A 12,395-nucleotide genomic window follows, 5' to 3' on the forward strand; every position below is an offset into this window, starting at 1 on the left:
AGCGCTAGCAGCCCTAGCGCTTATCCTTTATGACTGTACAATGAGCTTAACTGATAGAGGGCTTGCATGAAATCGAAAGATCTCGCGAAGTTTCTCGCGGAAAGTTATGGACTTCAGTTTCTTAAACCCTCAACCGTTACCTTAAGCGACGAGAGCGAGTTCTGTACCATTCAGACCCCAAGTGCGGTATTTTCCCGATTTGATGGTTTCAAGGACACGCTGACTGCCCATCCCCATCAAGCAGCTTCCGATCAAGTAATATTCAAATTAGTGACCGACGGCGAGATCCATATCGCCAATCGGTTCGGAGAAATTTCACTCCCCCACGGTTCACTCTCGTTAATGCCTTGGCATAGCCAATTTGAAGAGGTGTTTACCCTGCCCACTTCACTCTATGTTATCGGTTGTGATCGCCGCAAGTCTTGCCGATGACCCGCCAAAATGGTGGCTACTCGACACAGCTTGGTGCGGAAGAGTTCCACTACTTACGCACCCTGATCGACCATTATGTGGCCCAAGCACCGCAGGTTACGCCGATGATGTCAACGGTTGGCAGCCAGATGATCATAGCCTCTCTCGGCGAGGTGCTGTTGAACAGCGAGACCCTGACGCGTAGCAGGAAAGCGTCGAAATTACGTAATGTCTTGGCGATTAAAAGCTATATCAGCCGGCACTTGCATGAAAGCCAGTTGACTGGGCAGATGATCGCTGACCATACTCGCTTAAGCGTGAATTATATGAACCGGTTGTTAGCGGAGGAAGGTTTATCGTTAATGAAGCTCGTCTGGCAATTGCGGTTTGAAGAGTCTCGCCGCTTATTACAAAAGCCCTTGGCGAATAATCTCCAGCTTGCAGAAATTGCTTGGCAATGCGGTTTCAGTAGTCAATCCCACTTCTCACAAGCGTTTCGCCGCTATTTTGGTATGACGCCCAAAGAAATGCGGGCGCAGCGCCCGCACTGAGGGTGTTAGGCTTTCACGGTGCGAACAGATCGCTTGTGTGAGTAAATATCAAAACTGGGTTTACCATGATATTTCCCCATGCCCGATGGGCCAATGCCGCCAAAAGGTAACTGTGGGCACATGGCGTGAGTCAACATATCGTTGATCTGCGCGTCCCCAGACTGAATAGTCGTAATAAAGTCTAGCGCAGCCTGCTCATTTCGGCTAAAGGCATAAATGGCCAGTGGCTTTTCATGGTGAGTAATAATCTTCTCACGCACAGTCGCCAGATCGGTATAGCTCAGGATCGGCAAGATTGGGCCAAAGATCTCATCCTGCATTAACGCATCGTCCCACTCGACATCGGTAACGACGGTTGCGGCGAACTGACGACTCTGTTCATCATACTCTCCCCCGGCAATCACTTTACCTTTAGTCTCTTTGAGGTAGCCAGCCAGTTTCTCAATCTGTTTGGTATTGACGAGTTTACCAACACTTTTACCCTGATAATCGGCAGCAATCTTCGTTAATAATTTGTCGACAACGTGTTGCTTAATCGCCTCCGGCACCAGCAGATAATCAGGGGCAACACAGGTTTGGCCACTGTTTAAATATTTAGTATAGGTAAGGCGTTCGATAAGCAGGTCAATGTCAGCATCCTCGAACACTACCACCGGACATTTGCCACCGAGTTCTAATACCACCGGCGCTAAATGGTCTGCGGCTGCCTTCATAATAATTTTGCCGACATTTGGGCTACCGGTGAAAAAGAAGAAATCAAAAGGCTTAGCCAGTAAGATTTCGTTCTCTTTACGCCCGCCTTCGATAACTGTCACGATCTCTGGGTCGAAACTTTCTTCAATCACTTTCTTAATAATCGCTGAGGTTGCTGGCGTCGATTCTGAGGGTTTAAGAATGGCGGTATTCCCTGCGGCGATTGCGCCAACCAAGGGTGTGAGGGTTAAGTTAAACGGATAGTTAAACGGGCCAATAATATAGGTTAAGCCGTAAGGCTCGGCACGTATCCGCCCTTCTGATCCGGCGAAGTGACCGGATAAAGGGAAAACGTCGTCCTGCGCCCAGGTCGTCAGGTTCTCTAGCATTACATCAATCTCATCTGTCACAGCGCCAATCTCCGCCATATCCACCACTTCAGGAGTTTTGCCGAGATCACTGTCGAGGGCCTGATAGATCGCTTCTTTATTATTCAAGATGGCTTGTTTAAAACGGCGTAAATTCGCTAAGCGACCGTCGATATCGGTCGTTTTACCGGTTAAAAATGCTTTTTTTTGTGCCACAAAGGCTTGGTCGATCACAGCTTGAATAGTCATTACGTCCTCTCTTGGTCTTAAAATAAGTACAGCAGTCTTAGGTTCAGACCGGTATCTTTTTTGTAGCAGCTTTCACATCGAAGTCATGAATAAGCTGGGTACTCACTTGAAATGGCCGACGAATAGTTGATGGTACTCGATACGCGCTTGTTGGCTAGCCGTCTTAGTTTGATTATAGTCGCCATCCAGATGTTGACGACCCCCGGTGTAGAGCGCGTAACCGATCGCCATGTTTTGGGTGCGGGTAAAATCGTAGCGCAAATTGGTTTGCCGTTCATAGGTGGGATGCTGCTTGAGGGTTTGGTTACCGTTACCTGCATCATTATTGTGCCCATAGAAAACGCTATCGCCGGTATTCACATCCACGGCATGGCCATAACTGCTAAAGAGGGAGGCCGCCATTAATAGACTGGCGCGGGTAAAGGTATTATAGCGGTCAGTTTGGATATCGAAAATTATTGTACGTTAAGGTTATTTTTTGTACCTCTGAGCTATGTAAAGCTTGACCACTTTGACAGGCAGCTTTGAGCGAGAAGCGGACATTTGCGATTCGAACGCTATCGTTATGACTGAACATGTTTGGCAATATTTCAATAATTTTGACATTAGCTCAAAAAACATAGGCAGGTCGCGGCTAAAAGAGAAGGATGCGTTTATAGCCTTGCGCGCGATTAAACCGTCGATAAAGGCAAAAAGAATAATCGTGACTTCCTCAAGATTAATGTCCGGGCGAAACTCTCCCGCTGCAATACCCTCCGCGATAATTCCTACAATACTTTGCCGCATGATGGTATGTTACGGTGTCACGTTTAATGCGCCGCTTGGATTATCGACTGAATCGGAAGCCTCTGCCCAGCAGGTTGGCGCGTTGATAACAGAGCTTAAGCAGCGTCATATCAAGCACTACTTTACAGAGAATCAGACCGACCCACGTTTGGTGACCCAAATCGCCCACGCCAGTGGTGCGACCCCCGGCGGTGGGCTGTACCCCGAGGCCCTGTCAACACAACAGTGCCCTGCTGCCAGCTACTTGCTGGCTTTTAAATATAATACCCAGCAGCTGTTAGCGAGTAAGCGCGAATAATTAGGCTTGGCGGGGTTGTCCGTTTGAGGCATGGATCCCGCCATCGACCGGTAAATTCACTCCAGTAATGTAACTGGCTTGATCACTGGCTAGAAACAGCACCGCATGCGCAATATCTTCTGACTGTCCGGGACGTTGCAACGGTGTGCGGTCTTTGAATTTATCGAGGGCTTTGGTGTCTGAGGTGATCCCTGAGGTCATCTCGGTTTCCGTCATGCCAGGGCAAACCGCGTTGACTCTGACGCCATGTTGACCGTAGTCCATCGCCAGAGAGCGTGTGAAGTTACTGATCGCTCCTTTGGAGGCATTATAGAAACTCATCCCCCAATCGCCGCCGAGACCGGATACAGAAGAGATATTAACGATATTACCTTTCTGTTTTAAGATGCCGGGAACAAAGGCGCGCACCATATAAAATACGCCATTCAAGTTAGTGCCCATCTGTTTATCCCAATCATCGATAGATAATTCATGAGCAAGTCCTTGCACGACTACGCCAGCGTTATTCACCAGAATATCAACATTCCCCCACTTCTGCTCGACATGCGCGGCTAACGCGGTGACAGCATGCGGGTCAGCAACGTCAGTCGGGGCAATTAATACTTGCTCGGTGGGTAGCTCTGCAGCGACGTTATTCAATTTTTCTGCCGTTCTGCCTACCAGTACGACTTTCGCGCCCTCGTTCACGAATGCCTTAGCGGTTGCTGCACCCATACCGGAACCTGCGCCGGTTACCACGACAACTTTGTTAGTAAAACGAGACATTATGCGCTCCTTATCGGTGAAATACCCCAAAAGTGTGGCACAGAATCCTTGAAACGCAATGTCTATTATTTCACAAAAAGTGAAATGCTTTTCTCAAGATCTGTCACTTTCGTAAAATGAGATCCTGTCCTAAGCTTTTGGTCAATAGATTCTTATCGACTTAATCAAGGAGTCACCATGGCTTTAGCGACATTGTTAGAAAAATTCTCTTATGACTCTGCGCCAAGTACTGATTCGGCGGGATATCAGTTTAATCACACTATGATCAGAGTGAAAAGTTTGCAGGCGTCGGTGGATTTTTACTGCAACGTGCTCGGCTTCGTACCGGTCTACGAGCAAGTCAATGATGATGCGGCGTTCACCATCGTTTACCTAATCCGCGCGCCGCTCTCTGCTATCCCCGATAATGATGAAGCGCGCAAAGAGTGGGTGCTCAGTCAAACGGGCGTATTGGAATTGACCTATAACTACGGAACCGAAACTCAGCCCGACTTCCACTACCACAATGGCAACGATGAACCACAAGGTTTTGGCCATATCTGTGTGTCAGTGCCCGATGTGCAGGCCGCTTGCGAACGCTTTGAAAAGCTCAATGTGGCGTTCCAAAAGCGCCTTAGCGATGGTCGTATGAAACATATCGCCTTCATCAAGGATCCCGACGGCTATTGGATCGAAATTTTACAGCCGACGCCACTTAACGCATAACCTTGACGGACTTTTAGGAGAAATTATGTCATCCGATTTTAAAAAATTACTGCCAGAAAATGCCGCTCATTTTATTAATAACGCGTGGGTAGACTGTAAAACTACTGACGACGTGCTCAATCCCGCGACAGGCGAAATCATTGCTAAAGTCGCGATGGGGAGCAAAGCCGACGCCGATAAAGCGATTAGCGCTGCAAAACAGGCCCAAAAACAGTGGGCCGCGCTACCACAGCCGCAACGAGCGGATTATCTCCACGCTTTCGCGCAACAACTCGAAAAACATAAAAAAGTGCTCGCCACACTGCTGACTACCGAACAGGGTAAGCCCCTGACTGAGTCAATTGGCGAAGTCGAAATGGCGATAACAATGCTACGTTACTATGCGGGATTCGGTTTGAAGCGCACTGGCCATGTTCTTGCCTCCAACCATCCGCAACAGCAAGCTATCACCAAGGAAGCGCCTTTGGGTGTGGTTGCCGCCATTATTCCGTGGAACTTCCCACTCGCCATTTTTGCGCGTAAAACGGCTCCCGCGCTGGTTGCGGGGAATACCATCGTTGTGAAACCTAGCGAGAACACCCCGCTTTGTTCGTTAGCGCTCGCGACACTGAGCAAAGCGGCGGGTATTCCTGATGGTGTCATTAACGTACTGTGTGGCGAAGGCAGTAAAGTGGGCGATGCACTGGTAAAACACCCAGATGTCCAACTGGTGACGATGACCGGCTCTACCCGTGCCGGGAAAATTATTGCCAAGAACGCCGCCGAAAAAGTGATCCCTGTCTCTCTGGAACTGGGTGGTAAAGCGCCGTTTATCGTCTTGGCGGATGCCGATATCGAAAAAGCGGCACAGGACGCCATTGATGCGCGTATGGCCAACTGCGGACAAGTGTGTATCTGTAACGAACGTACCTACGTGCAACGTGACGTTTATGACAGGTTTATGAAGGCGCTCAAGAAAGCGGCAGATAAAGTCGTCGTTGGCGATCCGATGGCGTCTAAAACCACGATGGGGCCGAAAGTCTCCGCGGCAGAAAAATCTCACGTCGACGAGCTGTTAGCGAAAAGCCAACAAGAAGGCGGAACTATCTTCTGGCAGGGTAAAGTGCCCGACGAGGCTAAATTTAAAGGGGGTAACTGGGTTGCACCGACTATCGTCACCGATCTCCCTGCTAATGCGACTATCCTGAAAGAAGAGGCCTTCGGCCCTATTCTGCCAGTGGTGGTGTTCGATAGCATCGATGACGTTATCGCGCTCGCCAACGATTGTGAATACGGATTGAGTTCTTATCTGTACACGCGTGATCTGCAGAGTGCGATGCAAATTAGCGATGCCCTAGAATATGGCGAAGTCTATATTAACCGTTACGGCCCAGAAGAAGTGAATGGCTTCCACGCCGGTTGGAAGTTATCCGGGATTGGTGGTGATGATGGTGAACATGGTTATCAACTCTATGTGAAACAGAAAACTGTCTATCTCAATTATCAGTCTTAAGCCTTTTACCGGTGCTTCGGCACCGGTTGTCCCTCACCCGTTCGGTCCTTACCATGAATCCTTTACTCATTATCTGCCTTATAATGGGCATCGCTGCACGTCGCTACCTCTCATTTCCTGAGCAGTTGGTCCCCTCTATCAATTGGTGGTTGATAACCGTCGCGCTGCCCTGTCTCATTTTAACGTTAATCCCTCACACCACGATTAATCGCGAATCTTTAGTACCGGTTGCCGGCATGTGGTGCGTTTTCCTCGGGGCAGTAGCGGTTGCCGTGATTATAGGGAGGATATTGTCTTGGCCGCGGGCGGTGACGGGTGTCGTGGCGTTGGTGGCGGGGATAGGTAATACTTCGTTTATGGGCTATCCCATCGTACAAAGTTATTATGGTGCCGCAGGCCTGCAAATAGCGGTTATTGCCGATCAAGTCGGGAGCTTTATTATTTTATCCACCTTTGGGGTGGTCGTCATGGCGCTCTGTTCTGGCCAGACACCGACAGTCAAAATGATTGCCCAGAGAGTGATCACCTTCCCGCCTTTTATCGCCCTCTGCGTGAGTCTGGCGATTAAGCCATTAGGCGGGTTACCTGACTTTATCGCGGCACCTTTCAGCCAGATTGGCGCAACCTTGACGCCATTAGCGTTATTCTGCGTCGGATTACAAATAGCACTACGTCCGCCCCGCGGGGCGATTTCACCGCTGATCACGGGGGTGATCTGGAAACTACTCGTCGCACCGTTAGCCGTTTGGGGCATGGTCCTGTTAAGTGGAGCCTCGACATTGACTCAACAGGTGACGGTAATTGAAGGCGCGATGTCTCCGATGATTGCGGCGGCAATCATGGCACAACGTGCGGGGTTACAACCTGTTTTAGCGAATGCCATCCAAGGATATGCTATTTTACTTTCTTTCATTACGATACCAATTTGGCACATACTGTTGTCATGGTAAGAAGTAGGAGAGTCGATATGTTGTTGAAACTGCCTCAATTGCGTATTTTCTGTGCATTGGTTGAAACAGGGAGTGTGGTGCAGGCCGCGAAGAAAATGCATTGTGTTCCATCTAATATTTCAACGCGTATCCGCGAATTAGAAGAAAGTCTTAGTGTAGCGTTGGTTAATCGCGATAAACAACGATTAACCCTAACGCCAGAAGGTCGTGCGTTTTATCCTCAAGCACAGCAGTTACTCAAGCAGAGCGAGGAGTGCCTGCACTTCTTCAAACCTGAATCGTTAAAGGGCCATTTGCGTCTCGGCGCGTTGGATGTTGCCTTGAACAGTCGCTTGCAGCAGATAATGGTAGGCTTTATGCAACATTATCCTGATGTGACAGTGTCACTATCTAGTCACTCATCCCTCCCCTTAATGGACCGCTTGCTCGCGGGTGAAGTGGACATGGTGGTCGTAGACGGGCCAGTTGAGCACCCGGTATTAAAGAGTCGACTGTTTGGGCCAGAGAGTTTATGTCTAGTCACCCATTGTGCGACGATGGAATCCTTTATCGAACAAGTTTCCACCCTGACACTGTATACCTTTGGCGAACACTGCTTCTATCATGTTCTTATCGAAGATTGGCTTGCGACCCAACAATTGGAATCGCGCCAACAGTGCGATATAGAGTCTTATTCTGTGATTTTAGGCGCGATTCGGCAGCAATTAGGCTTTACCGTGATGCCGCAGAGTTTTATTCAGAATAATGACGAGGTAAAAGGACTCTATTGCTATCCACTCGATACCCTTTCCTCCTGCGATATCTATTTAGTCTGGCACCGTTACTCCGCTTCTCCCGTTGAGAAGGCATTTCTCTCTATGGTTGACGAGGTTATTCCAGCGGAATAAAGCTTAGGGATAAATCAAAATCGCCAACTTTGTTAAAAAGGTTGTTAATTTGTAAATTATTGACCATGCTCAATAGACTGTCTTTGACGTTTAGGAGCGTGCTATGCCTTCTGTGACTCAACCTCGCTCACCTTCGCGGTTAGCGATTTTTTTCGTTAATTTACTCGAACCCGCCGCTTATGGTGCCTTTGTTGCAGGATTTTTCTTCGATATTATCTACTACATGACTCAAGAGATCTTCTGGGTTAAGGGAGCAAGTTGGCTTAATTTCTTCGGACTACTTTTAGCGATAATCCCTCGCCTTATTAACCTCTATCAAGTCTGGATTTCCCGTTCAGTCTCGCGGCCATTAGCCGCTCGTCGGAGTTTTTGGCTAAATGCCTTAGCGATTGTCGTGGCGATAGTTAATGCATTTGTACACAGCCGCGATGCATGGGGCGTCATGCCTGCGGGGCTTATACTGTCTGGCGTCACCGTGGCATTTCTGGTCCTCACGGTGGTGAACCACGCGCTGAGCACGCCTCGTTATCAGGAGGAGATGTTATGATTAATCGTCAATTTAGCGCCCTTTTGCTCTGCACACTGTTAGCAGGATGCGATAACAGTGATTCAACCACTGTCGCTGAACAAATTGGCCCACATCCTAAGCTCGATAAACCCAGTGCGTTTCTGTTACCTCCGATTAGCGTACCGTCAAAAGTCGATTGGGCGCAGGGGCAAACTCCACGCCCTGCGGCGGGCTTAAAAATTGAGAGTATTGCTCAAGGTTTAGCCCATCCACGGATGGTCTATCAACTGCCCAATAATGATATTTTGGTCGCAGAATCCAATGCGCCAAGCAGTGAAGCGGTAACCACGCCTAAACAATTGATTTCGGGTCTGGTGAAAAAAGATTCAGGTAAAGGGGGCAAAGGTGGGAACCGCATTACGCTGCTGCGTAAGGATGCCCAAGGTCATTGGCAACAATATCCCTTTATCCAGAACCTCAACTCGCCTTTCGGTATGGTGCTCATTGGCCAGTCGCTCTATATCGCCGATGCCGACGCCCTACTGGTCTTCCCCTACCAACCCGGCGATCTGAAAATAGATTCTGCTCGCGGTAAGCGCCTTGCTGACTTACCTTCGACGATCAATCATCACTGGACCAAATCGTTAACCGCCTCGCCAGAGGGTAAACACCTCTACGTTGGCGTCGGATCTAACAGCAATATCACTGAAAATGGGCTGGAAGCCGAGTACCGTCGCGCCGCTATTTTGGAGGTCGATCCACATAGTGGTGCAAGCCGAATTTACGCCGATGGCCTTCGCAACCCGACAGGCGTGGCGTTTGATCCTACTACGAAAAAATTATGGACCATCGTTAATGAGCGCGATGAAATCGGCGCAAACTTAGTCCCTGATTATCTCACCCAAGTAAAAGAAGGTGCGTTCTACGGTTGGCCCTACAGCTATTATGGCCAACATGTTGATCGCAGAGTACAGCCCCCTGCTCCCGATAAAGTGGCCAGTGCGGTCGCACCGGATTATGCCTTGAGTTCTCACGTTGCCCCGCTAGGAATGCAGTTTGCACAAGGCAGCCGCCTGCCTGGTTTTGCCTCTGAAGGACTATTTATCAGCGAACATGGGAGTTGGAACCGTAAGCCGCTAAATGGCTATCGTGTGAGTTATGTGCAATTCTCACAAGGTAAACCCGTGGGTCAACCTAAGACGGTGGTGGATGGCTTTGTCTCTGATGATCAGCAAACGATCTTTGGAGCGCCTGTTGGCTTAACCCTTGATAATCAAGGCGCATTAATCATTGCCGACGATGTTGGAAACCACGTGTGGCGAGTGAGTGCCGCACCATGATTTAAGCTTGCAATTACTAGGTGGGCATCGCATCATGCTCACCTTTTTATTAGTGTTAGTGTTGGGAGCGAGTCGTGCCGCGTTTAGATAATGCTTTTCTTGAATCAATCCTTGACGAGGTCCGTCCATTATTACGGCAAGGTCAGGTTGCCTCTTATATCCCTGCGCTCGCTCAAGTTCCTGCAGATCAATTAGGTGTCGCGGTCTGTACCCACGATGGGCAGTTGTTAACTGCCGGGGATGCCTCTCAACGTTTTTCTATCCAATCGATATCCAAAGTGCTCTCGTTAACCGTGGCGATGACCCGTTATTCAGAGCAAGACCTTTGGCAGCGGGTGGGAAAAGATCCTTCTGGTCAACCGTTTAACTCACTAGTACAGCTTGAAATGGAACAGGGTATTCCACGTAATCCCTTTATCAATGCCGGGGCGCTAGTGGTCTGCGATATGCTACAAAGCCGCTTATCGGCCCCGCGTCAGCAGATGTTAACCTTGGTTCGTCGATTAAGTGGCGTCGAAGATATTCATTATGACCGCCAGGTCGCCAGCTCTGAACTTGCTCATTCGGCCCGTAACGCGGCCATTGCTTGGCTGATGAAGTCTTTCGATAACTTCCATAACGATGTGAATACGGTGCTGGAAAACTATTTTCATTACTGCGCGTTATCGATGAATTGTGAGGAGTTAGCTCGTTGCTTCCGCTATTTGATTTCACCCGAGTTATGTAAGGTTTTGTTTAGACAGGAACTTAATCATCGACAAGTTAGTCATATCAATGCCTTAATGATGACAAGCGGGATGTATAATGCCGCGGGTGAATTTGCCTGGCGAGTGGGGTTACCTGCAAAATCAGGCGTCGGTGGTGGGATTGTTGCCATCGTGCCAGGAAAAATGAGTATTGCCGTGTGGTCACCTGCCCTTGACCAGTTCGGTAATTCATTAGCCGGTACGGCGGTGTTGGAACATATTTCAGACCGATTGGCTTTCTCAGTTTTTTAACACAGACTTTTGTGGTTAAGCACGCGATATCCTTAATGAAAGGTATCGTTTTTCCTTAATACCTGCACCTATGTGGAATAAGTATGAAAACAATTATTGATGGCTTCTTGAATTTCCAGAAAGACATTTACCCTGAAAGAAAAGAACTTTTTCGTAGTCTTGCTTCAAGTCAGAAACCGAAAGCGCTTTTCATCTCCTGTTCTGATAGCCGCTTGGTCCCTGAGTTAGTCACACAACAGGAACCTGGGCAGTTATTTGTTATCCGTAATGCCGGTAATATCGTTCCTTCGTTTGGACCAGAACCGGGTGGGGTATCTGCCACTATCGAGTATGCTGTCATGGCGCTTGGTGTGACGGATATTATTATTTGTGGTCACTCAAACTGTGGCGCAATGTCGGCCATTGCGAGCTGCGCCTGCTTAGATTCTATGCCTGCTGTCGAACATTGGTTGCGTTACGCCGATGCGGCGAAAGCGGTTGTAGAAAAACATGAGTATGCCTCGCCTGAAGATAAACTCAACGCGATGGTCCGTGAAAACGTTATAGCTCAGCTTAATAATATCAAAACCCACCCTTCTGTGGCGGTCGCACTACGCAATAAAAAAATCAACCTTCATGGTTGGGTCTATGATATTGAAACAGGTCAGATTAATGCATTAGATCAGCATGGTGAGCACTTCGTGAGCTTGGCGGATAACCCTGAGACCTTCTTCGAATAATGCTAGGCCCCAAGCCTGCGATTGCGGACTTGGGGCAATAAAACTTACTCTTCTTCTTCTTCCTCTTCTTCCCAACCGAATCGCTCGATTAAGAACTGCGTCGCCGCCTCGACACCCGCGGCAGAGATGCTGTGTACTAATTCTGGTTCAATCATGACGTGACAGGAAAATCCTAATCGATTGAGTGTGACTTGCGCATCGAGTGTCTCTTGGGCCGGCACCACTTCATCCCCCTCGCCATGGATCAACAAGACTTCGGCTGTCGTAGCCTGAGCTTGTGCAGGCGTTTCAATTAATTGGCCCGAAAATCCAACAACCCCCACAATGTTATAGTGGCTGCGCAGCAAGATATCGAGTGCAATCATCGTGCCTTGAGAGAAACCGACCAGTACAATCTGATCCTGTGTCGCATCGATTTGATGCTGTTGCATAATGGTGTTAAGGATTTCATCAATAGCGCGACGCGCATCGTTCAAGCGTGGTTGACGATTTTGTGGCGTAATGTTTGCCAAGCTGAACCATTGATACCCCATTCCTGCTTCGCAGAGTTCGGGGGCATTGGGCGAGGCATAACAAAGGCCAGGCAAGGAGCCAGCCCAGAATTCACCCAGCCCTTTCAAATCGTTACCATCACTGCCATAACCGTGTAATAAGATGACTAATTTTTTCATTAAA

14 protein-coding genes and 2 pseudogenes are annotated in these 12,395 nt (G+C 48.8%); 11 read left to right on the plus strand and 5 right to left on the minus strand.

Going from position 1 to position 12,395, the window contains the following annotated elements; all coding sequences use genetic code 11:
* Positions 1-66: 66 nt before the first annotated feature.
* Entirely contained in the window at positions 67-432 is a 366-nt protein-coding gene (locus BMX14_RS05025; protein WP_092673707.1) for a hypothetical protein, read from the plus strand.
* Positions 429-962, plus strand: coding sequence for a helix-turn-helix transcriptional regulator (locus BMX14_RS05030; RefSeq protein ID WP_092673710.1), 534 nt, complete (start codon positions 429-431; stop codon positions 960-962). The genes BMX14_RS05025 and BMX14_RS05030 overlap by 4 nt, the downstream gene beginning before the upstream one ends.
* Positions 963-967: 5 nt before the next feature.
* Here BMX14_RS05030 and mdlD read toward each other — a convergent pair whose 3' ends face one another.
* From mdlD to BMX14_RS05045, 3 genes and pseudogenes are all read right to left on the minus strand, one after another.
* Positions 968-2,272, minus strand: a complete 1,305-nt coding sequence (gene mdlD / locus BMX14_RS05035) for an NAD(P)-dependent benzaldehyde dehydrogenase MdlD (protein WP_092673713.1) — start codon at positions 2,270-2,272, stop codon at positions 968-970.
* Positions 2,273-2,374: 102 nt separating this feature from the next.
* Complete coding sequence (locus BMX14_RS05040; RefSeq protein ID WP_092673716.1) at positions 2,375-2,674, minus strand: hypothetical protein; 300 nt, start codon at positions 2,672-2,674, stop codon at positions 2,375-2,377.
* Positions 2,675-2,860: 186 nt separating this feature from the next.
* Positions 2,861-3,061: pseudogene (locus BMX14_RS05045) on the minus strand (TetR/AcrR family transcriptional regulator); the annotation flags it as partial.
* 7 nt (positions 3,062-3,068) lie between these two features.
* Between BMX14_RS05045 and BMX14_RS05050 the strand changes: the two are divergent.
* Positions 3,069-3,356: pseudogene (locus tag BMX14_RS05050) on the plus strand (metal ABC transporter solute-binding protein, Zn/Mn family); the annotation flags it as partial.
* Here BMX14_RS05050 and BMX14_RS05055 read toward each other — a convergent pair.
* Positions 3,357-4,121: an SDR family NAD(P)-dependent oxidoreductase gene (locus tag BMX14_RS05055; RefSeq protein WP_092673721.1), complete on the minus strand. Its 765-nt coding sequence runs from the start codon at positions 4,119-4,121 to the stop codon at positions 3,357-3,359.
* Positions 4,122-4,298: 177 nt separating this feature from the next.
* Here BMX14_RS05055 and gloA point away from each other — a divergent pair, with 177 nt between their 5' ends.
* From gloA to BMX14_RS05095, 8 genes are all read left to right on the plus strand, one after another.
* Complete coding sequence (gene gloA, locus BMX14_RS05060) at positions 4,299-4,826, plus strand: lactoylglutathione lyase (protein ID WP_092673723.1); 528 nt, start codon at positions 4,299-4,301, stop codon at positions 4,824-4,826.
* 25 nt (positions 4,827-4,851) lie between these two features.
* Positions 4,852-6,318 (plus strand): aldehyde dehydrogenase family protein, encoded by a 1,467-nt coding sequence (locus BMX14_RS05065; protein ID WP_092673726.1) that lies wholly within the window; start codon positions 4,852-4,854, stop codon positions 6,316-6,318.
* Between the two features lie 53 nt (positions 6,319-6,371).
* A complete protein-coding gene (locus tag BMX14_RS05070) occupies positions 6,372-7,268 on the plus strand; it encodes an AEC family transporter (RefSeq protein WP_092673729.1) in 897 nt (298 codons plus the stop codon).
* A 17-nt stretch (positions 7,269-7,285) separates the two neighbouring features.
* On the plus strand, positions 7,286-8,155 hold the full coding sequence (locus BMX14_RS05075; protein WP_177173088.1) for a LysR family transcriptional regulator: 870 nt from the start codon (positions 7,286-7,288) through the stop codon (positions 8,153-8,155).
* Positions 8,156-8,258: 103 nt separating this feature from the next.
* The gene (locus BMX14_RS05080; RefSeq protein ID WP_092673734.1) at positions 8,259-8,702 is read left to right on the plus strand and encodes a DUF2231 domain-containing protein; all 444 of its coding nucleotides are present in this window, start codon (positions 8,259-8,261) and stop codon (positions 8,700-8,702) included.
* Positions 8,699-10,003 (plus strand): PQQ-dependent sugar dehydrogenase, encoded by a 1,305-nt coding sequence (locus tag BMX14_RS05085; RefSeq protein ID WP_092673737.1) that lies wholly within the window; start codon positions 8,699-8,701, stop codon positions 10,001-10,003. Before BMX14_RS05080 ends, BMX14_RS05085 begins: the two co-directional genes overlap by 4 nt.
* 74 nt (positions 10,004-10,077) lie before the next feature.
* On the plus strand, positions 10,078-11,001 hold the full coding sequence (gene glsB / locus BMX14_RS05090) for a glutaminase B (protein WP_092673739.1): 924 nt from the start codon (positions 10,078-10,080) through the stop codon (positions 10,999-11,001).
* Positions 11,002-11,084: 83 nt separating this feature from the next.
* Positions 11,085-11,720, plus strand: a complete 636-nt coding sequence (locus BMX14_RS05095) for a carbonic anhydrase (protein ID WP_092673742.1) — start codon at positions 11,085-11,087, stop codon at positions 11,718-11,720.
* A 44-nt stretch (positions 11,721-11,764) separates the two neighbouring features.
* Here BMX14_RS05095 and BMX14_RS05100 read toward each other — a convergent pair whose 3' ends face one another.
* Positions 11,765-12,391, minus strand: coding sequence for an alpha/beta hydrolase (locus BMX14_RS05100; protein WP_092673745.1), 627 nt, complete (start codon positions 12,389-12,391; stop codon positions 11,765-11,767).
* Positions 12,392-12,395: the final 4 nt, after the last annotated feature.

It is taken from the genome of Rosenbergiella nectarea, from assembly GCF_900111105.1.
GTDB lineage: Bacteria > Pseudomonadota > Gammaproteobacteria > Enterobacterales > Enterobacteriaceae > Rosenbergiella > Rosenbergiella nectarea.